A 21,432-nucleotide genomic window follows, 5' to 3' on the forward strand; every position below is an offset into this window, starting at 1 on the left:
CCGAGCCCGCTTCCCGGTACCCGGCCCCGTGGATGAGCAGCTCGCTCGGGTGCGGGCAGACGCGTCCTCGCGGATGACGAATCAGGTTCGGCGAACCCGGGGTGAGGCGACCGGATTCGTCATCGCGCGGAAGGAACCTGATCGTCGGTCGCGATCGCCCAGGGGGAGTCGGGGTGGGCGGTGCGGATAGCGTGCCGGAGCCAGGTCTGGGCGCCCGCGTCGAGCCGGTGCAGCACATGCCGCCGATCGGACTCGTCGACCGGACGTGGCGCGCGGCTCTTCCAGAGGAGCTGGACCTCGGGCGCGACCGTGCGGACGCCCGCCACCACGAGGACCGCTCGGCGCCACGGCAGGACCACGGACGGATCGCGCCGGTAGACCCACGTCGTGTCGTCCCCGTCCTCGGCGTTGACCTGGAGCACCCATCGACCGGATCGCTGGTCGCGGCACCAGACGTTGTCCGGGCCCGCGTCGTCCGGGCCTGCGTCTGCGGGGCCGAGTTCGTCGAGCGGCGTCAGCCAGCCGTCCTGCGCCGCGAACGGCCGGAGCGAGCCGGGCAGCGACGCCAGGAACGCTGCGCGATCACGCCGGGTCACGCTCACGTCGACGTCCCCGTGCCGTCGGGTCACACGCCCGAGCCAGTGGTCGATGCCCACGCCGCCCGACAGCCAGGCCGTCGTGCCGTCGATCAGGGACGAGACCGCGTCGACGGAGAGCGGCTCCCAGAGGTCGACCGCGGGGTCGTGCCGTCGTCGCACGAGGGCTCAGCGCTTGTGGGCGACCGCGAAGACACGGCGGAACGGGAACACCGTGCCGTGGGGGCCATGCGGGTAGGCCTGGCGCAGTCGAGCGGCGTACGTGTCCTCGAACGCGGCGGTCAGCTCGCCGGTCGGATCGACGGCGTCGAGTGCGGCCAGCGCCGGACGGAGCCCCGTACCGCGGACCCAGGCCAGCACCGGGTCCTCACCGGGGAGCAGCTGCATGTACGTGGTCTCCCACGCCGTGGCCGCGAAGCCGTTGTCCTCGAAGAGCTCCAGGTAGCCCGCGGCATCGAGGACCGGGTCCGCCCGGAGCACACCGGACAGCGCGGGAGCCCACGGACCCTCGGCGGCGACCTCCCGCATCAGCGCGTGTGACGGGGAGTCGAAGTTGCCCGGGACCTGCATCGCGAACCACGAGTCCGACGGCATCGCGGCGAGCCAGCCGGGCAGCAGCTCGACGTGCGACGGGACCCACTGCAGCGCGGCGTTCGTCACGACGACGTCGTCCGACGCGGTGGGAGTCCAGTCCTCGATGGCGGCGAGCTCGAACGACAGGTTCGGGTGCCGCTCGGTCAGGGAGGCAGCATCAGCCGACATCTGCGCCTGTTCCAACATCTCCGCCGAGGAGTCCACCCCGACGACGTGGGCCGACGGCCAGCGGTCGGCGAGGGTGGCGGTCAGGGTCCCGGGACCGCAGCCCAGGTCGACGACGCGACGCGGGGCCTCCCGTCCGATCTGGGCGACCAGGTCGTGGAACGGACGCGACCGCTCGTCCTGGAACGCGGCGTACCGCGTCGGGTCCCACCGCACCGCTACATCTCGACTTCGATGGGCTCCGAGCGGACGAGCTCGTGCACGCCGGAGATGACCTCGCTGGGGCGGAAGGGGTACCGGTCGATCTCGGCCTGGTCGCTGATGCCCGTCATGACCAGGACGGTGTGCAGCCCCGCCTCGATGCCGGCCTGGACGTCGGTGTCCATCCGGTCGCCGATCATCCCGGTGTTCTCGGAGTGCGCGCCGATGCGGTTCATCGCCGATCGGAACATCATCGGGTTCGGCTTGCCGACCACGTAGGGCTGCTTGCCGGTGGCCTTCTCGATCATCGCGGCGATCGCACCCGTCGCGGGCAGGACGCCCTCGGCGCTCGGGCCCGTTGCGTCGGGGTTCGTGACGATGAACCGGGCGCCGGCACGGATGAGCCGGACGGCCTTCGTGATCGCCTCGAACGAGTAGTTGCGGGTCTCACCGACGACGACGTAGTCCGGGTCGGTCTCGGTCATGATGAATCCCGCCTCGTGCAGGGCCGTGGTCATGCCGGCCTCGCCGATGACGAACGCCGAGCCGCCGGGCATCTGCGACTTGCAGAAGTCGGCCGTGGCCAGGGCGCTCGTCCAGATGCGGTCCTCGGGCACGTCGATGCCAGACCAGCGCAACCGGGCACTCAGGTCGCGGGGCGTGAAGATCGAGTTGTTCGTCAGGACCAGGAACTCGGTGCCTTCGTCGAGCCACTGCTGGATGAGTTCCGGAGCGCCGGGGAGGGCGTGGTTCTCGTGCACGAGCACGCCGTCCATGTCCGTCAGCCAGCACTCGACCTCGTCGCGGGATGCCATGCGGTCAGACTAGTCGGCGCGTCTCGGGGCGCCCGTGAACACCGAGCACCGATAGGGTTTTTGCGGGACACGTACCGGAACCAGGAGGCCCCGTGCTCGTCGAACCGACCACCACCGACACGTCGGCCGGCTCCGCCCGCGATGCCAGGGCCGCTGACGCTGCCGGCTCCGCGGGCGCTGCTGCTGACACACACCGACGCCGGGGGCGGCCCAACTCGCTGACACGCGAGCAGGTGATCGCGGCAGCGACGGCCATCGCGAACGAGGACGGCCTCGACCGGCTGTCGTTCCGGGCGCTGGGGCTGCGGCTCGGCGTCGCGCCGATGACCGTGCACCGGACGATCGGTGGCCTGGACGACCTGCACGCCGAGCTCGTGCGGAAGACGGTCGACGAGTTCACCGCGACGTTCGTGTGGCCGGACGAGTGGCACGACGTCGTCCGGACCTTCGCCCGCACGTTCCGCGACCTGATGGTGACGCACCCGCTCGTGCTCGAGTCGCACAGCCAGCGGGCCCCGCTGGTGTCCTCGGAGTCGGACGCGGTCGTCGCCAAGGTCGTCGGGGCGCTGCAGGAGGGCGGTCTGAGCGACGTCGAGGCGATGTACACGTTCTTCGTGGTGTACGACTTCGTGGTCGGGCACGCCGGGGTGCTGGTCGGTCGGGGCGACTCCGAGGCCGGGCGCCCCGAGCGGCACGCGCTGGTCGGCGAGATCCTGGGCACGCACTCGTACGACACGCGGTTCGAGCTGGGGCTGGACGTCCTGCTGGCCGGGATCGCGGCGCGGCTGCCGCAGTCGGCGTGACCTCGACGACGACGACGTCCGGCTGAGCCGCCCTACGCTGGACGGGTGACCGACCAGCCCGCGACGGATCCGTCGTCGCAGCCCGAACCCGCGCCCTCGCACGAGCGCACGACGAACGGCGTCGGACCCCACCCGCGCCCCTGGCCGGAGGACCCCCGGCTCGACCCGGAGCTGCTCGCGCACGGCGACACCCGCAACGTCCTCGACCACTACCGCTACTGGTCGATGGAGGCGATCGTCACCGACCTCGACACCCGCCGGCACGGGTTCGACGTGGCGATCGAGAACTGGCAGCACGACCTGAACATCGGGTCGATCGTCCGCAGCGCGAACGCGTTCCTGGCAGGCACCGTGCACATCATCGGGCGCCGCCGCTGGAACCGCCGCGGAGCGATGGTCACCGACCGGTACCAGCACGTGCGGAACCACCCCGACGTGGATGCCTTCCTGCAGGCCATGCGCGACGAGGGGCGCCCGGTCATCGCGATCGACAACACCCCGGGCGCGACGATGCTCGAGTCGACCGAGCTGCCCGAGCGCTGCGTGTTCCTGTTCGGACAGGAGGGCCCAGGCCTGACCGACGAGGCCGTCGCCGGCGCGGACGCCCACCTCGAGATCGCGCAGTACGGCTCGACGCGGAGCATCAACGCGTCCGCCGCCGCCGCGATCGTGATGCACACGTGGATCGTCCAGCACGCCGAGGCGCGGCCCGCGGTGTGAGCCGCCGCGGCGAGCGCCAGACGCCGTTCCCGGCGCGCGCCAGACCCCGTTCCCGGCGGCGGCGTCTCGCAGCGCCGGCAGTGTCGGGCTGTGGCTGGGGTGTCTCGGCGCTGTGGGGCCGGGGTCCGCAACCCCGCACCGACGTGCCGGGGATGCGTCGGGCCTCCAGTCCGATCAGTGTGGGCGCGGCGGTCGTTCGCTGCGACGGCGGTCGGTCGCGGGTGGCCGGCACCGCCGCCGGACTGCCGTAGTCGCACGACCTGCCGCCGGCGGACCGCCGAGGTCGCGCAGATCACCGTCGCGAGGGCGCGGCGGCAGCAGTTCCGGCGACTTCGGCGGACCTGAGCGGCGTGTTGTGCGACCTGGGGGAGGGGGCGGGCAACGGGCAGCGAGCAACGAGCAACGGGGAACGGGCAGCCCGGAACGGGCGGAGCCGGTCCGCGTCAGCGCGCGGCGGTCGTGCGCCGCGCGACCAACCGCGGCTCGACCAGGTACTCCTGCGCCACCACCGTCGGATCGGCGATCCGGGCGAGCAGGCGCTCGCCGGCCCCGCGACCGATCTCGACGGACCGGTCGTCGATGCTCGTCAGCCCCACGTAGCGCGTCGCCGCGACCGGGGTGTCGTCGTACCCGATGACCGAGACGTCTTCCGGGACGCGCAGCCCGCGCTCGGTCAACGCGGACATCGCGCCCAGCGCCATCACGTCGTTCGCCGCGAAGAGCGCGGTCACGTCCGGGTGCTCCTCGAACAGCGTGCGCGCGGCGTGCAGACCGGCGTCTTCCGTCAGTTCTCCCGGGAGGATCGTGGTGACGACCGTCGCGTCGGTCGCGCTGTCGGCCACCCCGGCCTCGAACCCCGCGCGGCGTTCCAGGGACGCGGCCGAGCCCGCCCCGACGAAGCCGAGCGTGCGGTGGCCGAGCGAGAGCAGGTGGTCGGCGGCCATGCGGCCCCCGGCGCGGTCGTCGTTCGCGACGGTGTCGGCGCGGGGGATGGCAACGCGGCCGCCGGCGATGACGAGGGGCATGCTCGCGGGGATCGCCAGGTCGGTGTCGGGCTCGCCGGCGATGACGATGCCCTCGACGCGCATGGACAGGAAGCCCTCGACCGGCGAGGCGTCGAGCCCCGTGTTGAGGAACCGGTCCGCGACGACGAGCCGGTGCCCCTGGTCCTGCAGCGCCTCGCGCAGGCCGGTCAGCAGGTCGACGAACCACTGGTTGCGGAAGTCGTCGAGCACGACGCCGATCGTGCGGCTGCGGGTGCCGGCCAGCGAGACGGCCGCCGTCGAGGGGCGGTAGTCGAGCTCCTGGATGGCCTTGAGGACCGCGGAACGACGTTGGTCGCTCACCCGGGGGGAGCGCTGCAGCACGAGGGAGACGAGCGACTTCGACACCCCCGCGCGGGCAGCGACGTCGTAGATCGTCGCGGGTTTCGCGTCAGGCATCGTCGGCATCGACCTCCAGCTCGTCCTCCGATGCTATCGGTGCGGTCCTGGAGTCTTCGTGAGGGTGCGTCGCGTCCCGCGAGTTCCATCGAGGGAGCAGAAAACGTCGGGCGGTCTCCCCTCACCCGACGACTTCTGCTCCATCGACGCGGCCAGCGCTCCTCCACACGGGAGGCTCGGTGTGCGTTCTCCACAGCGCTGGCCATCCGGCATCGCGCGGCTTCGGGCGCCGGCACAGTCGTCGCATGCGACCACGACCACTTCCACCCGCGCTGCGGGGGCGCCCCTTCGCCGTCGATGCTGCCGATCGCGCTGGCATCTCGCGCGAGCGTCTGCGCCGGTCGGACCTGACCTGTCCGACACGGTCGATCCGGTGGTCCCGTGCTGCTCCACCGGAGGGGATCGCGCGGATCAGGGCGTTCCGTCCCGTCCTGTTGCCCGGGCAGTACGTCAGTCACACGACTGCCGCGCAGCTGTGGGAGCTGCCGTTGCCCGCCGCCGTCGCAGCCGACGACCGCATCCACGTGACCAGTGTCTGTCCCGCCTCCCAGATGCGGCGGGTCGGAGTCGTCGGCCACCGATCCGATCCGGCCCGGGCCCTCGTCCGGGCTCGTTGGGGCATGCCGGCCAGCAGTCCGGCCTCGCTGTGGGTCGAGTGTGCTTCCATCCTGGCGCTCGACGACCTCGTCGTGCTCGGCGACGCGATCCTCGCGAAGCAGGCGTGCCGGACCACACTGCACGAACTCCGTGCCGTCGCGGCGCTGCACGGCAGGTGTCGTGGGGCGCGCCACCTGCGTGCGGCACTCGGCCTGGTGCGGGTCGGATCGGGCTCGCCGCAGGAGACCCGGTGCCGTCTGGCGATCGTGCGCGCGGGGCTGCCCGAACCACAGTTGCAGGTCGAGGTCCTCGACGAGCGAGGGGCTTTCGTCGGTCGGGTCGACATGGCGTACCCGGAGCAGCGGATCGCGATCGAGTACGAGGGCGACCACCACCGAACGGACCCGGTGCAGTGGGCATCGGACATCCGCCGCTACCGCGAGCTCGAGCGGCTCGGGTGGATCGTCCTCCGGTGGACGAAGTCCGACCTCACGACGCACCTGTTCGTGGCACTCGCGTCGCTGGCGGCCCTGATCGGAGCGCGCGCGTAGGGTCCGCGGCATGACGACGCTGCTGATCACGGGGGCATCCGGGCGGATCGGGACGAGCCTCCGGTCCCGACTGCTGCAGTCCGGCCACGAGCTGACGTTGTTCGACGAACGCGCACCGTCGACGCCCCCGGCCGACGGCGAACGCGTCGTGCTCGGGTCGGTGGCGGACCAGGCCGCGCTGGACGACGCGCTCGCCGGGGTTGACACGGTCGTGCACCTGGCGGGCATCCCGGCGGAGACGGACTGGGAATCGCTCGTTGCGGCGAACCTCACGGGCACGAAGAACGTACTCGAGGGAGCAGCGGCACGCGGCGTCCGTCGCGTGCTGCTGGCGAGCTCCATCCACGCGGTCGGCCGTGTGCCCGAGGACGTGCCGCCGGGGAGCGTGCCGGGTGACCGACTTCCCCGGCCGGACTCGTACTACGGCGTGACCAAGGCCGGCATGGAACTGCTGGGGAGCCTGTTCGCCGACCGGTACGACATCTCCGTCGTCTCGGCGCGGATCGGCGCCTTCGGTGAGCGGCCCTCGTCACGCCGTGCCCTGCTGATGTGGACCTCGGCGGACGACCTCGCACGGCTGGTGCTCGCGACGGTCGCCCTGCGCGAGCCGGGCCACCACGTGGTGTGGGCACTCTCCGCCAACGCGGGGACCCCGGCCGACCTGAGGGCGGGCGCGGCGATCGGCTTCCGTCCGGTCGATGACGCAGGTGCTGTCCTCACCGCGGACGATCTCGCTGCCTTCCCGCCCGAGGACGAGCGCTGGCTGGGCGGTTCGTTCGCCGTCGACCCCCTCGGCCGCAAGGCCTGACGCCCGCCCGCGCCCCGCCCGCGCCCCGCCCGCGCCCGCGCCCCGCCCACGTCCGTCCAGGGAGCAGAGAACGTCGGGAAGCGTGCGGCTACCCGACGTTTTCTGCTCCCTCGACGAGACGATCGGGAGGGGAAGGGGGCGCGCGCTACCCGATCAGGCTGGGGCGCAGGTCGCGCAGGGTGCGGGCGCGGCCCTGGCGGGCAGCCACCACGTACGACACCAGCAGCGCGCCGAGCATCCAGCACGCGAGCACGCCGGCGTCGGACCACGCGGCACCCATCGACCCGCCGTACATCGTCTGGCGCAGGGCATCGACGGAGTACGTCATCGGCAGGGCGAAGTGCAGCGCTGCCAAGGGCCCGGGCAGTGTCTGCCAGGGGAAGGTGCCGCCGGCCGTGACGAGCTGCACGAGCATGAGCACCAGGCCGAGGAACTGCCCGACGGACCCGAGCAGGACGTTGAGCGCCATCAGGACCGCTGCGAACGTCGCCGAGGCCAGCACCATCACGCCGATCGTCGCGACGGGCAGCTGCACACCCAGGTCGAGGGCGAACCGCACGATGAAGAACAGCGCCACCATCTGCACGACGCCGAGCACCACGGGGGTGAGCCACCCGCCCAGGACGATCCGCAGCGGCTTGCGCACCGCCGTGATCGCCCGCTTCGAGATCGGCTTCAGGATGAGGAACAGCGCGTACATGCCGATCCAGGCCGCCAGCGAGATGAAGAACGGAGCCAGGCCGGCGCCGTAGTTGTCGGCCGCCGCGACGTTGTCGTCCCCGACCTTGACCGGGTCGGAGATCACCGACGCCTGGTCGTTCCGCTGCGACGCCGTCGACGCCGGGATCTTCGTGCGGCCCTGGTCGAGCTGGTCGGCCAGCTCGGAGGATCCGTCCTTGAGCGTGTGCAGCCCGGACGCCAGCGAGTCAGCCCCCGAGGACGCCGACGCGGCTCCGGACGACAGCTGCGACGCGCCGTCGGACAGCTTCGGCGCCGCAGCGGCCAGCGCCGAGGTGCCGGAGGCGACCTGTGCGACGCCGTTCGACAGCGTGGACGCCCCGGATGCCGCGGATGCGATCCCGGAGCGCAGCGTCGGCGCGGCGGCGGCGAGCTGGGACGCCCCGGCGGACACCTGCTGCGACCCGGCGTTCAGCTGGTCGACCTTCGCCCGGGTGTCGTCGAGCGTGGCCTTCGCGTTCTCGCCGGCGGTGTTCGCCGTGGTGACCGCGTCGGTGATGGCCGTCTTCTGGGCATCCGTCAGGGTGACGCCCGCGGGCAGGTTCGCCGTGAGCTGCTGGATCAGTGCCGTGGCGTCGATCGGCTGGAGGCCCGCGGCGGTGTCCGCCGCTTGGTCCACCCTGGTCGCGAGCTCCTGGTTGCCGGCGGCGACCTTCGCCGCACCGTCCGCCAGCTGCGCGGTCTGCGCCGGCAGCGCCGACGTCTGGTCGGCCGCGGACTGCAGCCCGCTCGACAACGTGGACGCCCCGGAAGCGACCTGCTGCGCCCCGCTGTTCAGCTTCGTGGTCTGCGCCGGCAGCGATGCCGTGCCCGATGCCAGCGACGCCGCACCCGAGGCGAGCTCGGCGTTGCCGGACGCCAGCTGGTCCGCACCGTCCGAGGCCGTCGCCGCACCGGACGCGAGCTGCCCCGCGCCGTCGACCGCGTCGCCCAGGCTGTCCCGCACGTCGGCGAGCCCGACCAGCAGGGTCTTGGCGGCCTGCTTGCCGACCTGCTCGGCGACCGCGGTGCGCATCGTCTTGCCCGCCTGTTCCGCGATGGTCGACGCCAGGTAGGAGTTCGTGTCCGCCGTCGTCATCACGAGTTCGGCGCGCTGGGGGTCGTCGGACTGCGCCGAGACCAGCGACGAGGAGAAGTCGTGCGGGATCGTCACGACGAAGTCGTAGGTCCCGTTCCGCACGCCGGAGCGCGCGTCGGCCGCGGTGGTCTCCTTCCACGCGAAGTCGGCGCCGTCGATCGCCCGGTCGGCGACGTCGGTGCCGTAGTCGACGCGCTTGCCGTCGAGCGTCGCGCCCGCGTCCTGGTTGACGATCGCCGCGGGCACCTTGTCGAGCGCCGCGTACGGGTCGCGGTTGGCCCACAGGTACGCGCCGCCGTACAGCAGCGGCACGACCATCAGGGCGATGAACGCCAGCCGGGCGAGCGGCGTGGCGGTGAGGCGCGCCAGTTCGGCGCGGACGAGCGAGATGGTGGTCACGAGCGGTTCTCCACGGGAGCGGTCTGGAGGCGCGGTGCGTCTCCGTCGGGAAGGGTCGCGTCGTCGGGACCGGTGGGTTCGGGGGTGCCCGGTTCGGGCAGGTCGTCGTGCGGGGCCGGGATGGTCGCCAGCAGGCGCTCAGCGGTCTCGGCAGCGGCCTTCGACGTGACCAGCAGCACGGTGACCCCGCGGGCGACGACGTCGCGCACGACGGCGAACCAGCTCTCGACCGCTCCGCCGTGGCGCTCGGGCGAGGTGATCACGAGGGTGGTGACGCCGTCGCGCAGCAGGGCGAGCTCGACGAGCAGCCGCACGCGGACGGCCGTCGGCACGCGCTGCACGGCGGTGTCGGCGTACTCGCGCATGCCGAGCCCGTCGAGCACGGTGTCGACGTGCTCGCGGGAGGGACGTCGCCCGGCGAAGGCGAGTTCCTCGCGCACGATCCGGCGGAGTGTCATCACGGGGAAGGGCTCGGCGACACCGGGCGTGTCCACGAGGGCGACCGCACCGCGTACGGCCGCGGCGTCCTGGTGTCCGTCGACCAGCACCCGGCCGTGCTCGGGCTGCATCCGCCCACCGGCGACGAGGGACGCCAGCACGGGTGCCTGTTCGGTCTCGACGGCGACGATGCCCGGGCGGTGGGGCCCGGCGACGGCGGACACGCGGGGGAGCGCGGCGCCCGGCTCGTCGCCGATGCCGGCGTCCTGCAGTTCGAGGGTGGTCACGCGAGCTCCTGGGTGGTGGGGTCGACGGGTTGGCTGAGCAGTGCGGTCCGCCAGTCGATGCCGGCGATCCCCAGGGCCGAGACGACGACCATGCGCCGACCGTCCTGGTCCGAGGTGCCCGAACGGGTCGCCTCGTCGAGCACGGCGATGCACGCGCCCTCGACCAGTCGACCGAGCGTGGCGGCGTCGACGTCCGAGCGCATCGACCCGTCGGCGATCCCGAGGGCGCAGGCCTCTCGCACCTGGGCCCGCAGCGGCGCGAACACCTCGGCCACGGACTCGCCGAACGGGCTGCGCACCGCGATGCGGGCCATCGAGCGGACGTGCGAGACCTCGGACCACAGCGTGACCGCGATGGCCGCGATGCGCGCTGCGGGCGGGAGGTCGCCGAGGTCGGACGAGGTCGGCATGGCCGATGCGACCCGGGCTGCGCCGGCGGTGACGACGGCGCGGACCAGGTCGTCGCGCGAGGGGAAGTGTCCGTAGACCGCACGGCGGGACAGCCCGGCGGCGGTCGCGATCGTCTCGAGCGACGCGTCCGGATCCCGCTGCAGCACGGTCTTCGCGGCGTCGATGAGCGCCGCGCGGTTCTCGGTCGCGTCGCGCCGCGGGGCACGGGTGGAGGGCTCGGAGGTGGTCACGTGCCCATCGTAATAACCTGCACACGCATGTGCAAGATCGTCGGGCGACCGTACCCCGAACGAGGGCCAGTCCCCCGAAGTGCCGACTCCCCTCCCTGTGTGACAGCACATAGCTTCAGGGCAATTCCCCAGCAACACGGACGGAGCTCCAAGTGCCCCCAGTGACCCGTGCAACACCGAACGAACCACACCTCCCGAACCACCGGCGGATCACCCGCATCGCCACCGCGCTCGTCGCCGCCGGAGCCCTGGCCTGCGGCGGACTCGCGTTCGGGGGAGCCGCGTCGGCTGCCCCCTCCGGGCTGTCCTCGGCCGAGCTCAAGCTCTCCGCGCCGCTGCGGAACGCCAAGCCGCAGACCACCATCGCGGCCTTCGTCCGGACGACGGGCGAAGGCGCCCTCGCCGTGGACGCGAAGGCCAAGGGCGGCGACCTGACCCGGTCCAAGACCCCGTCGGCCGCCGCGAAGCAGCGCGTCTCGGCGATCACCTCGACCACGGACCAGGTCCGCGCGGCCGTGCAGTCCGCCGACGGCGACGCGACCGAGCTCTACACGACCGAGTACACCGTTCCCGGTGTCGCGGTCGTCGCCGACGTCGCCGCACTCCGCAAGGTCGCTGAGCGTTCGGACGTCGCGAGCGTCATCCCGCTCACGCCGAAGAAGGTCGTGCAGCCCACGGTCAACGACAGCACCACGGCGGCCCCGAGCGGCGTCGACCCCGACCTCGTGAAGCCCGGCGCCGACGGTGTCACGCCGAAGAACGCCGCGAGCGACGTCTACACGCGGGCGCTCGACGCCTGGCAGCAGACCGGTCACACGGGCAAGGGCGTCAACGTCGCGGTCCTGGACACCGGACTCGACTACACCCAGGCGGACTTCGGCGGTCCCGGCACGGCCGAGGCATACGCCGCAGCACTCGCCAACACCGGCGCCCCGACGGCCGGCTCCTACGACGCCGACAAGTTCCTCGGCGGCTATGACTTCGCCGGCCCCACGTACAACGCGGATCCGTCGAGCCCGGCCTACGACCCGACCCCCGCGCCGGACGACAACCCCATCGACGGCAAGGGCGGTGACCACGGCACGCACGTGTCCGGCACCATCGCCGGCTACGGGCTGACCGCCGACAAGAAGACCTTCACGGGGAACTACAAGACCCTGACGACGCAGACCGTGCAGGACATGTGGATCGGCCCGGGCACTGCGCCCGAGTCCGGCCTGTACGCCCTCAAGGTGTTCGGTGACGACGGCGGATCGACCGACGTCACGGGCGCCGCACTCGACTGGGTCGGCCAGGCCCTGACCGAGGGCAAGGACATCAACGTCCTCAACCTGTCGCTCGGCTCGGACTACGGCGCACCGGACGACCCCGACAACGCGAAGATCGACGCGCTCACCGCGCGCGGTGTCCTGCCCGTCATCGCCTCGGGCAACGCCGACGACTTCACCGACATCGGCGGCTCGCCGGGCAACGCGGAGGGCGCCCTGACGGTCGCTGCCAGTGCCACCGGCCAGAGCCTGTTCGACGGTGTCCAGGCGACCGCCCCGGCGGACGTCGCGAAGACCTACGCCGCGCAGTACTCGCAGAACTACCAGGGCGCGCTGCCGGTCGAGGGCGACGTCGTCGTCCCGACCACGAACGTCGACGGGTGCGCCGCGTTCAGCGCTGCCGACGCGGCGGCCATCGCGGGCAAGGTGGTCTGGCTCAAGTGGACCGACGCGCAGCTCGAGTGCGGCTCGGGCGTGCGGTTCAACAACGTCCAGGCCGCCGGCGGTGTCGGTGTCCTGCTCGCTGGGACGATCAACACCTTCGACAGCGGGATCGCCGGCAACACGACCATCCCGGGTGCCGAGCTGACCAAGGACAGTGCGGCGAGCCTCCAGGCTGCTGCCCAGGCCGGGACCCTGCACGTCAAGTTCGCCGACGAGCTCAAGGGCTTCCAGCTGGCGACCGACGCCGACGCGGTGAACACGCTCGCGCAGTTCACCAGCCGCGGGGTGCACGGTTCGTTCGACGACATCGTCAAGCCGGACATCGCCGGCCCCGGGGTCAACGTGATCTCCGCGGCCAACGGCACCGGTGACGGCCGCATGTCGATGAGCGGCACGTCGATGGCGACCCCGGACGTGGCCGGCATCGCCGCGTTGACGTTCGAGTCGCACCCGACGTGGTCGGCGCCTGACGTCAAGGCGACGCTCATGAACACCGCCACGCACGACGTGCGCGACGGTGACGGCAACGCGACCCTGCTCCGCCAGGGCACCGGTCGGGTCGACGCGCTGCAGGCGGTCACCGCCGGCACCACGGTGCGCAGCGTCGAGAACGACCAGCTCGTCACGGCGTCGTTCGGCGTCGTCGAGGTCGCCTCGCCGACCACCGAGAAGCGCACGCTGCAGATCAAGAACACCGACGGACGTCCGCACACGTACGACGTGGCGTACCAGTCGCGTGTCGCCCAGGGCGGTGTGGCGTTCGCGGTCGACAAGCAGCGCGTCACGGTCACCCCGCACGGCACCGCCACCGTCACCCTGACGATGACGATCGCCGACCCGACGAAGCTCACCCGCACGATCGACCCCACCCAGGAGTCGGTCCAGCTGGGCTACGAGCGTGAGTTCGTCGCCGCGGCCACCGGCCTGGTGACCTTCACGCCGACGGAGTCGAAGTACAACCCGCTCCGCCTGGCCACCTACGCGGCCCCGAAGGCCGTCAGCGCCGTGCACGGTGCGGACACCACCTTCGCCGCCGACCAGACGACCGCCGACGTGGCCCTGTCCGGCCGCGGCGTGACCGGGGCCCTGGTGGCACCGTTCGTGCTCGGTGGGACGGACCCGCAGGAGTCGTTCCCGGACGGCTCGGCGAAGCAGTCGCTGCAGGCCGCTGACGTCCGTGCCTTCGGAGCCAGCGCGGCTGACGGAACCCTGGCGTTCGGCGTCCAGACGACCGGTCCCGACGCCGACCCCGGCGCCGTGACCAACGTCGAGGTGCTCATCGACGCCGACCGAGACGGCACGCCGGACTACCTGGTGTACGACGCCAAGTCGGCAGCGGTGGACGCCACCTTCGCGACGACGATCGACCTCGCCACCGGCGAGACGCTCGACTCGCAGCCGCTCAACGGCGGGGCACCGGGCCAGGACGTCAACACGTTCGACAGCGCGGTGAAGGTGCTGACGGTCTCGCAGAGCGCCATCGGCGTCACGGGGGCGTTCGACTACTCGGTCCTGACCGAGTCGGCGTACGCACCGGCACGGGCCACGGACGGTTCCTCGGTGGTGGACGACACCGCCACGGCGACGTTCGACCCCGCCGCACCGGGGCTGTCCTTCGCACAGGGCGGGACGGCCGGCGTGCTGTTCTCCGACGCCGGGTCGCTGCAGGTGACCCGCGCCGCCGACACCACGTCGACGCCCCGCATCCTGCTGCTGCACCTGCACAACGCGGTCGGCGACCAGGTGGACACGCTCGGGACCTCGGTCGCCGCGCCCGTCCTGTCGCTCCGTGAGGGCAGCGCGGTGACCGTGTCGGGGACGCCGAAGGTCGGCAAGAAGCTGACGGCGCAGCACGGCAACTGGGACGCTCGTGGAGTCTCCTACTCCTACCAGTGGCTGCGCGACGGCACGGCGGTGACGGGTGCCGACAGCAAGACGTACAAGCTCGGCACCTCGGACCAGGGACACCGCTTCCAGGTCACGGTCACGGCGAAGGCGAAGGGCTACCAGGACGGCTCCGCCACCTCGGCGAAGACCGCGACGGTCGCCAAGCGCTGATGATCGGCCTGCCCCGGCCTTGAGGGAGCAGAAAACGTCGGGTCCCACTTCGGGACTCGACGTTTTCTGCTCCCTCGACGGGGGAGGGGTGGAGTGGGAGCGAGTGCAGGATTCAGTGCGGGGAGCGGACAGGTAGTTAGACAAATTAGTGATCCAGTGCCACGGTTGTGCCATGCACACGCAGAACACCCTCTCCCAGCTCCGTTCGAACCCGATGGAGTGGCGTCGACGGGGACTGACCCCGCCGGACGTGATCCAGGCCATGATCGAGCAGCGCCTGGCAGAGCCGGGCCACAGCCAGCCGGTCGGCGACCCGAGCTACGCGGACTTCTTCCGCGGCTGATCGCGGACGTCACCATGTGACGAACGGGAGGCACGGTGCCAGCTGGCACCGTGCCTCCCGTTCGTCGTCTGGCCAGCGAAGGCGGTGACCGGCGCGCTACGCGACGATCTGCACGACCGTCCCGACGGGCAGCGCGTTCACCGCGTCGACGGCGTCGCCGTCGAGTCGGACGCACCCGTGTGAGACCGCCCCGCGGGCGACGGACTCGTAGTGCACGCCGATCAGGCCGCCGTCGTTCCCCCCGTACGGTTCGTCCGCTGCGGACGAGTGCAGCGTCGTCAGCTGGATGGGGTGCACGGTCTGGTTCTGCGCCGGGTCGAGGTACCGGGCCTGGATGTACCCGATGACGCCCGTCGGGGTCGGGGTGCCGCCGGCGCCGACGCCGGCCGGGAACTCCTGCACGGTCTTGCCGTCCGATCCCACGATCGAGACGGTCTGCTTGCCGACCGAGATCACCACGTGGTCCTTGAGTGCGGTCTGCTTCGTCAGCAGGTCTCGACGGATCCAGGCGGCGCTCTGTGCGGCGGCGCCGTCCTTGACCGCGGAGGGGAGTGCCTGGCGTGCCGGGGTCATCACCATCGCCCAGGGGCCGGAGACCTTGACCGGGACGACGACCGTCGGGTCGCCGAGGAAGTTCTTCGCGGCGAGCCGGGCGACCGGCTTGCTGTGGTCGTCGCCGTACAGCGGCGCGTCCGCGCTGATCGTGTACGTCTCGTCGGCGGCCTTCGGGATCGTCGACTCGTAGTAGGGCAGCAAGCCCCCGATGACGGCGTTGTACTGCGCCTCCGGCAGGATCGCGATCTGTGCAGCGCTCGGCGCCGAGTAGGCGTCCGGCGTCGCGCTGGCGCTCCGGGTGGTCGTCGGCTTCGTGCTCGTCGTGGTGTCCTGCGCCGTGCAGGCGGTCAGCCCGAGCGTCAGGAGGAGCGCAGCGGCGAGCGTGGTGCTTGCCGCGCGGATGGTGCGGGTGCGGGTCATGCGGTGGTTCCTCCGGTGGGACGCCGACGGGGGCACGACCGATGGTCGTGCCCCCGCCTGCGGATCTGGTGTGACGACTAGCCAGCGACGACCGGGAGGGTGCCGGTCGGGCGGGTGCCCGTCCCCGGCGTGGTGCCGGTGCCGGTGCCGGTGCCGGTGCCCGCACCGGGCGTGGTGCCGGTCGCGACGGCCGGCAGGGTGATCGAGAAGTCGATCGTGTCGACGACGTTGAGGTCGGTGTCGACCTCACCGACCGTCAGGTCCTGCTTGGTCGACGCCGAGTCGGAGAAGGTGCCCGTGGTGGTCCACGTGCCGTCCTCGCCCACGAGCACGGCGGGTGCGACGACGTCACCGTCGGCGTTCACCACGGCGATCGCGTCACCGGGGGTGCCCTTGCCCGAGAAGGTCACCGTGCGGGAGTCGACCGTCGAGCCGTCCTTCGGGGTGATCAGGGTGAGGGGCGTCGTGGACGGTGCGGTGTCCGCTGCCGGCAGGTTGATCGTGAAGTCCACGGTCCCCTGTCCCTGGCCGCCACCGACCTGGTTGACGGACAGGTTCTGCACGACCGGAGCCGAGTCGCTGAACGTGCCCGTGGTGGTCCACGTGCCGTCCGCGGCGACGAGCACCTGCGGCGCGACGCGGTCACCCGCGGCGTTCAGCGTGTTGACCAGGTCGCCCGGGGTGCCGGTACCGGTGAAGGTGACGGTGCGCGAGTCGACGGTGTCGCCGTTCTTCGGCGTGACGAGGGAGAACTGCGACGCCGGGGCGACGGCGGGCAACGTGATGTTGACCGTGGTGTCGCCGGCGCCGCTGCCGCCGCGCACGTCGGTCACGCGGACAGCCTGGGCGCGCGCAGCCGAGTTCGGGAAGGTGACGGTGGCAGTCCAGGTCTGGTCTGCACCGACCACCACGACGCCGGTCAGACGGTCGCCGTTCGGGTCGAGGAGGTTGATCGTGTCGCCCTGCTGGCCGGTACCCGTGAAGGTGACGGTGCGGGAGGCGACGTCGTCGCCGTTCTTCGGGCTGGTGACCGAGAACGCAGCCTGGGTCGCCTCGGCGGCGGCGGTGAAGCTGCCCTGCGCCTGGGTCTGGAAGCCGTTGTTCTGCTCGAAGATGGTGTACGTCTTCGTGTCGGTGCCGGCGCTCTCGGGGATCTGGTAGGTCAGCGTCCAGGAGCCGTCGTTGCCGATGCGGACGCGGTTGACGCCGCCGTTCGGCGGGTCGACCTGGACGGTGAGACCCGGGGTGCCCGTGCCGGTCACGGTCAGCGTGCGACCGGAGACGGTGTGGGTGTTGATGGCGAACGCCGGGGTGACCTGGGGCGCGGCGGTGATCGTGGTCGTGCCGTCGGTGTTGAGGCCGTTCGGCAGCGTCTGGCGCACGGTGTACGTCTGCGCGGCGTCGTTGCCCGTCGGGATCGTGTAGGTGATCGTCCAGGTGCCGTCGGTGCTGATGGCGTGACGGGTGCTCGTCGAGGCGTCGAGCTGGATGTTCTCGCCGGGCGTGCCCGTGCCGTTGACCGTCAGCACGCGGCCGGAGACCGACTGGCTGGTCACGGACAGGTCGGCCGGGTTGGCCATTGCGGGGGTGGCGCCGAGGGCAACGCCGCCCACGACGATCGCGGCGCAGACCGGAAGGGCCATGGCCTTCTTGGTCCAGAAGGACTTGTTCATCGATGAACTGCTCTCTCCGTGCAGCAGACGGCACGGCGATCGGGCACCGGGGCTCGGGTGAACACCGGTCGGTGCCGCACGCGTGCGGCACTCGGAAGACGGGGCGGGAAACCCCGAGGCATCGTCAGTTGAACGCTGCCGCATGAACACTATGTCGAAACGATGGAGTCGTTCCACCCCGGAATGGAATGCCCCCCGTTCTGGGGTGCACGGGTGTCGCGGACTGTCCGCTTCCGACTGCCGGTGGCCAGCAGCGAGCGGGTGACGGGCAGGTGGCCGTTCGATAGACTCGGGTGGACCACCGGCCCAACGGTCGCGTGCGGTCCTCCGCCAACGTGAGGAGAACCAGATGCCCGCAGCAGTCATCATCGGCGCCCAGTGGGGCGACGAGGGCAAGGGAAAGGCCACCGACCTCCTCGGCAGCCGCATCGACTACGTCGTCAAGTTCAACGGCGGCAACAACGCCGGCCACACGGTCGTCGTCGGCGGCGAGAAGTACGCGCTGCACCTGCTGCCCTCCGGCATCCTCACGCCCGGCGTCACCCCGGTCATCGGCAACGGCGTCGTCGTCGACATCGAGGTCCTGTTCCAGGAGCTCGACGCCCTCAAGGCCCGCGGGGTCGACGTCTCCAAGCTCCGCGTCTCCGCGAACGCCCACGTCATCACGCACTACCACCGCACCATCGACAAGGTGACCGAGCGGTTCCTCGGCAAGCGGCAGATCGGCACCACCGGCCGCGGCATCGGACCGACCTACGCCGACAAGATCAACCGCGTCGGCATCCGCATCCAGGACATCTTCGACGAGAACATCCTGCGCCAGAAGGTCGAAGCCGCGCTCGACCAGAAGAACCACCTGCTGGTCAAGGTCTTCAACCGCCGTGCCATCGACGTGGACGAGGTGGTCGAGTCGCTGCTGTCCTTCGCCGACCGCCTGCGCCCGATGGTCGCCGACACCGCGCTCGAGATCCACCAGGCACTCGAGCGCGGCGACACCGTCCTGTTCGAGGCGGGCCAGGCCACCATGCTCGACGTCGACCACGGCACCTACCCGTTCGTCACCTCGTCGTCCGCCACCGCGGGCGGCGCGGCCACCGGCTCGGGGATCGGCCCGGGCAAGCTCGAGCGCATCATCGGCATCGTCAAGGCGTACACGACCCGTGTCGGCGCCGGTCCGTTCCCGACCGAGCTGTTCGACGAGTCGGGCGAGTTCCTGCGCGCCAACGGCTTCGAGTTTGGCACCACCACGGGGCGACCGCGTCGCTGCGGGTGGTACGACGCCCCGATCGCCCGGTACACGGCGCGGATCAACGGCGTGACCGACTTCGTGCTCACCAAGCTCGACGTCCTGACCGGGCTCGACACCATCCCCGTGTGCGTCGCGTACGAGGTCGACGGGCAGCGGGTCGACGAGGTGCCGGTCAACCAGTCCGACTTCCACCACGCCAAGCCCGTGTACCAGGAGTTCCCTGGCTGGACCGAGGACATCACCGGCGCCCGGTCGTTCGAGGACCTGCCGAAGAACGCCCAGGACTACGTGCTGGCGGTCGAGGCGATGTCCGGTGCGCGGATCTCGGCGATCGGCGTCGGGCCCGGCCGTGACGCGATCGTGGTCCGGCACGACCTGCTCGGGGCGTGAGCGTGCGCGTCCTGTTCGTCTGCAGCGGCAACATCTGTCGGTCGCCGCTCGGCGCGCAGGTCCTGCGTGCCCGTCTCGGTGACGCGGCGGCGTCGTTCGACGTCGAGTCCGCCGGCACCATCGCGGACGACGGCGCGGCGATGGACGGCGCGGCCGCCGAGCAGTCCGCGCGGCTGGGCGGGGACCCGTCGGCGCATGCCTCGCGGTACCTGACCTCCGACATCGTCGCGAGCGCGGACCTCGTGCTGACCGCCGAGCGCTCCCACCGGGCGGCGGCGGTGCAGCTCGCACCGCGGGCATCGAAGCGGGCGTTCACGATCAAGCAGTTCGCCCGCGTGTTGCAGGGGCTCGAGGCCGGCGACCTGGACGATGTCACCACCCCACAGCAACTGGTCGAGCGGGTCGCCCGACTGCGGGGGACCGTCCCGCCACCGGCCGATCCCGCCGACGACGACGTGGACGACCCCTACCGGCGCTCGACGGCGACGCACGAGCGGGTCGCGGACGAGATCGACCGGGCACTCACCGTGATCGCGGGAGCGCTGCGCGCAGTCGCCTGACCGGCGCGACCAGGAGACGGACAGGAGGCGCGGTGCCGGCTGGCACCGCGCCTCCAGTCCGTGACGTGCGCTGCGCGTGTCCGACTGGCGCCGTCAGACGGAGCGCGCGAGTCCGGCGTCCGCGTCCACCGCTGCGGGGACCGTGACGGGCTGCCGGCAGAGCGCCACGACGGTGACGTCGTCGTCGTGCACGACCGCGTCGGCCCGCTGGGCCAGGACGGTCACGAGCGCCGCCGGGTCGCGGTCCGCTTCGCCGCGGGCGAGGGCCGCCACAGCGTCGATCGCGTCGTCGCGGCCGCCGAACAGGTCGAGCACGCCGTCGCTGAAGGCGATGAGCATGTCGCCCGGGTCGAGCGTGCCCGTCGAGGTGCGCCACTCGTCGCGGATGCCCAGACCGAGTGGCAGGTCTGACGAGCGCAGTCGCTCCACCCCTCCGTCGGCCCGCAGCACGAAGGCCAGTCCGTGTCCGGCGTCGGCCCAGCGCATCGAGCCGTCGCTGCCCAGGCGAGCGTGGAAGAGCGTGGTGAACGCGACGACGCTGCGGCCGTCCTCGGCGGTGAGTCCGTCGGACGCCCGGTGCAGCGCCATCGAGGGGTCGTCGACGGCGCGGGCACTCCGCAGGGTCGTGCGGACGGCGGCGGCGATGAGTCCCGCGCCGACGCCCTTCCCCATCACGTCGCCCAGGCTGAGGGCGAGTCCGTCGTCGGTCGGGTACCAGTCGAAGAAGTCCCCGCCGACGCTCTTGGCCGGCAGGCAGGTGCCCGCGACCTGCAGCGTCCCGAGGGACCGGGTGTGGACGGCGGCGCTGCCGAACGGGGTGCTGCTGATCGTCGAGCCGTCCGCGGACGACGGCAGCAGGGAACGCTGCACCACGGCCGCGCGTTCGATCTCGGTGCGGACCTGCTGCTCGCGCTCCTCGGCGGCCTCGACACTCGCGCGCGCACGTCCGGCGAGCTCGTGCACGACGGCGGCCACGGAGCCGAACACGATGAGCGTGGTGCCGAGACGGACCAGTTCGCTGACGCCAGGAGCCCCGTCCGGCATGAGCACGAAGGGCGCCAGGATCACCCCGACGACGCCGGCCATCGCGAAGACGATGGTGCGACGCCGCGGCAGGGACGCCCACCACACCACGGGCAGCACGACCATGGACGTGAACACCGACGCACCCGCGCCGGTCCCGCTGCGCAGCAGCGCCAGGGCGACGAAGTCGAGCACCAGGACGACGGGGACGAGTGCAGCCGCGTGCGGCGCGAACGCCGCGAACAGGGTGGCGACGGCGACGACGACGATGCTCGCCAGGAAGGCGGCGGACCCGGTCACCGGCATGTCGGGCACGACCGTCGTGAGGAGCACCGCGAGGCCGACCAGACCGCTGATCGGGGCCTGTCGGACGAGTGCGCTGTCGAAGATGCTGGTGGGGCGAGACATGCTCATCGAAGGCTAGTGGCCCGGCGGCCCGTCATGGCGTCCCCGAGTCCCCCCGAACGCGTGCCACCGGGGTACCCCGTTCGGGCGCGTGTACCCCGTCTCAGCGTCGTGCTGCCCGCAGATCCGGGGGGATGATCACGAAGTTCCCTTGCGCAACCCGTGAAAGGG

At 71.8% G+C, this 21,432-nt stretch carries 18 protein-coding genes; 8 read left to right on the forward strand and 10 right to left on the reverse strand.

The window, feature by feature from the left end; genetic code table 11:
* Positions 1–119 precede the first annotated feature (119 nt).
* From DEJ13_RS02600 to DEJ13_RS02610, 3 genes are read right to left on the reverse strand one after another with little or no spacing between them, the layout of a single operon-like run.
* Positions 120–758 (reverse strand): nucleotidyltransferase domain-containing protein, encoded by a 639-nt coding sequence (locus tag DEJ13_RS02600; RefSeq protein WP_111108253.1) that lies wholly within the window; start codon positions 756–758, stop codon positions 120–122.
* Positions 759–764: 6 nt separating this feature from the next.
* The gene (locus tag DEJ13_RS02605; protein WP_111108254.1) at positions 765–1,571 is read right to left on the reverse strand and encodes a trans-aconitate 2-methyltransferase; all 807 of its coding nucleotides are present in this window, start codon (positions 1,569–1,571) and stop codon (positions 765–767) included.
* A gap of 2 nt (positions 1,572–1,573) precedes the next feature.
* Entirely contained in the window at positions 1,574–2,371 is a 798-nt protein-coding gene (locus DEJ13_RS02610; protein WP_111108255.1) for an HAD-IIA family hydrolase, read from the reverse strand.
* A gap of 92 nt (positions 2,372–2,463) precedes the next feature.
* Between DEJ13_RS02610 and DEJ13_RS02615 the strand changes: the two genes are divergently transcribed.
* The gene (locus tag DEJ13_RS02615) at positions 2,464–3,174 is read left to right on the forward strand and encodes a TetR/AcrR family transcriptional regulator C-terminal domain-containing protein (RefSeq protein ID WP_111108256.1); all 711 of its coding nucleotides are present in this window, start codon (positions 2,464–2,466) and stop codon (positions 3,172–3,174) included.
* A gap of 45 nt (positions 3,175–3,219) precedes the next feature.
* On the forward strand, positions 3,220–3,894 hold the full coding sequence (locus tag DEJ13_RS02620; protein ID WP_111108257.1) for a TrmH family RNA methyltransferase: 675 nt from the start codon (positions 3,220–3,222) through the stop codon (positions 3,892–3,894).
* 443 nt (positions 3,895–4,337) lie between these two features.
* Here DEJ13_RS02620 and DEJ13_RS02625 read toward each other — a convergent pair whose 3' ends face one another.
* Positions 4,338–5,336 carry a LacI family DNA-binding transcriptional regulator gene (locus DEJ13_RS02625; RefSeq protein ID WP_111108259.1) on the reverse strand — a complete coding sequence of 333 codons (999 nt, stop codon included), beginning with the start codon at positions 5,334–5,336 and terminating at the stop codon, positions 4,338–4,340.
* A gap of 620 nt (positions 5,337–5,956) precedes the next feature.
* On the opposite strand from DEJ13_RS02625, the gene DEJ13_RS02630 reads away from it, so the two are divergent.
* Both DEJ13_RS02630 and DEJ13_RS02635 read left to right on the forward strand, forming a co-directional pair.
* Complete coding sequence (locus DEJ13_RS02630; protein ID WP_146245340.1) at positions 5,957–6,484, forward strand: endonuclease domain-containing protein; 528 nt, start codon at positions 5,957–5,959, stop codon at positions 6,482–6,484.
* A gap of 10 nt (positions 6,485–6,494) precedes the next feature.
* Positions 6,495–7,292, forward strand: coding sequence for an NAD-dependent epimerase/dehydratase family protein (locus DEJ13_RS02635; protein WP_056123242.1), 798 nt, complete (start codon positions 6,495–6,497; stop codon positions 7,290–7,292).
* 145 nt (positions 7,293–7,437) lie between these two features.
* On the opposite strand, the gene DEJ13_RS02640 is transcribed toward DEJ13_RS02635, so the two are convergent.
* From DEJ13_RS02640 to DEJ13_RS02650, 3 genes are read right to left on the reverse strand one after another with little or no spacing between them, the layout of a single operon-like run.
* Complete coding sequence (locus DEJ13_RS02640; RefSeq protein WP_111107664.1) at positions 7,438–9,507, reverse strand: YhgE/Pip domain-containing protein; 2,070 nt, start codon at positions 9,505–9,507, stop codon at positions 7,438–7,440.
* A complete protein-coding gene (locus tag DEJ13_RS02645; protein ID WP_111107665.1) occupies positions 9,504–10,232 on the reverse strand; it encodes a hypothetical protein in 729 nt (242 codons plus the stop codon). Before DEJ13_RS02645 ends, DEJ13_RS02640 begins: the two co-directional genes overlap by 4 nt.
* A complete protein-coding gene (locus tag DEJ13_RS02650) occupies positions 10,229–10,873 on the reverse strand; it encodes a TetR/AcrR family transcriptional regulator (RefSeq protein ID WP_111107666.1) in 645 nt (214 codons plus the stop codon). The genes DEJ13_RS02645 and DEJ13_RS02650 overlap by 4 nt, the downstream gene beginning before the upstream one ends.
* A gap of 161 nt (positions 10,874–11,034) precedes the next feature.
* Here DEJ13_RS02650 and DEJ13_RS02655 point away from each other — a divergent pair, with 161 nt between their 5' ends.
* Positions 11,035–14,643 (forward strand): S8 family peptidase, encoded by a 3,609-nt coding sequence (locus DEJ13_RS02655; RefSeq protein ID WP_111107667.1) that lies wholly within the window; start codon positions 11,035–11,037, stop codon positions 14,641–14,643.
* A gap of 172 nt (positions 14,644–14,815) precedes the next feature.
* On the forward strand, positions 14,816–14,986 hold the full coding sequence (locus DEJ13_RS02660; protein WP_181437100.1) for a hypothetical protein: 171 nt from the start codon (positions 14,816–14,818) through the stop codon (positions 14,984–14,986).
* A gap of 96 nt (positions 14,987–15,082) precedes the next feature.
* On the opposite strand, the gene DEJ13_RS02665 is transcribed toward DEJ13_RS02660, so the two are convergent.
* Positions 15,083–15,961 (reverse strand): L,D-transpeptidase, encoded by an 879-nt coding sequence (locus tag DEJ13_RS02665; protein WP_111107668.1) that lies wholly within the window; start codon positions 15,959–15,961, stop codon positions 15,083–15,085.
* 77 nt (positions 15,962–16,038) lie between these two features.
* Positions 16,039–17,634 carry a hypothetical protein gene (locus DEJ13_RS02670; RefSeq protein WP_111107669.1) on the reverse strand — a complete coding sequence of 532 codons (1,596 nt, stop codon included), beginning with the start codon at positions 17,632–17,634 and terminating at the stop codon, positions 16,039–16,041.
* A 349-nt stretch (positions 17,635–17,983) separates the two neighbouring features.
* On the opposite strand from DEJ13_RS02670, the gene DEJ13_RS02675 reads away from it, so the two are divergent.
* Both DEJ13_RS02675 and DEJ13_RS02680 read left to right on the forward strand, forming a co-directional pair.
* Positions 17,984–19,273 carry an adenylosuccinate synthase gene (locus DEJ13_RS02675; protein WP_056123219.1) on the forward strand — a complete coding sequence of 430 codons (1,290 nt, stop codon included), beginning with the start codon at positions 17,984–17,986 and terminating at the stop codon, positions 19,271–19,273.
* Complete coding sequence (locus DEJ13_RS02680; protein ID WP_111107670.1) at positions 19,270–19,833, forward strand: arsenate reductase/protein-tyrosine-phosphatase family protein; 564 nt, start codon at positions 19,270–19,272, stop codon at positions 19,831–19,833. The genes DEJ13_RS02675 and DEJ13_RS02680 overlap by 4 nt, the downstream gene beginning before the upstream one ends.
* A gap of 93 nt (positions 19,834–19,926) precedes the next feature.
* Here DEJ13_RS02680 and DEJ13_RS02685 read toward each other — a convergent pair whose 3' ends face one another.
* Entirely contained in the window at positions 19,927–21,264 is a 1,338-nt protein-coding gene (locus DEJ13_RS02685; RefSeq protein ID WP_181437101.1) for a PP2C family protein-serine/threonine phosphatase, read from the reverse strand.
* Positions 21,265–21,432 lie beyond the last annotated feature (168 nt).

It is taken from the genome of Curtobacterium sp. MCLR17_007, assembly GCF_003234655.2.
Lineage (GTDB): Bacteria > Actinomycetota > Actinomycetes > Actinomycetales > Microbacteriaceae > Curtobacterium.

What these genes read in the sequence shown, in the direction of transcription:
- DEJ13_RS02670 (WP_111107669.1), bottom strand. Translation starts at nt 17,634, where the DNA reads ATGAACAAGTCCTTCTGGACCAAGAAGGCCATGGCCCTTCCGGTCTGC.
- DEJ13_RS02625 (WP_111108259.1), bottom strand. Translation starts at nt 5,336, where the DNA reads ATGCCTGACGCGAAACCCGCGACGATCTACGACGTCGCTGCCCGCGCG.
- DEJ13_RS02630 (WP_146245340.1), top strand. Translation starts at nt 5,957, where the DNA reads ATGCCGGCCAGCAGTCCGGCCTCGCTGTGGGTCGAGTGTGCTTCCATC.
- DEJ13_RS02685 (WP_181437101.1), bottom strand. Translation starts at nt 21,264, where the DNA reads ATGTCTCGCCCCACCAGCATCTTCGACAGCGCACTCGTCCGACAGGCC.
- DEJ13_RS02660 (WP_181437100.1), top strand. Translation starts at nt 14,816, where the DNA reads ATGCACACGCAGAACACCCTCTCCCAGCTCCGTTCGAACCCGATGGAG.
- DEJ13_RS02635 (WP_056123242.1), top strand. Translation starts at nt 6,495, where the DNA reads ATGACGACGCTGCTGATCACGGGGGCATCCGGGCGGATCGGGACGAGC.
- DEJ13_RS02675 (WP_056123219.1), top strand. Translation starts at nt 17,984, where the DNA reads ATGCCCGCAGCAGTCATCATCGGCGCCCAGTGGGGCGACGAGGGCAAG.
- DEJ13_RS02610 (WP_111108255.1), bottom strand. Translation starts at nt 2,371, where the DNA reads ATGGCATCCCGCGACGAGGTCGAGTGCTGGCTGACGGACATGGACGGC.
- DEJ13_RS02665 (WP_111107668.1), bottom strand. Translation starts at nt 15,961, where the DNA reads ATGACCCGCACCCGCACCATCCGCGCGGCAAGCACCACGCTCGCCGCT.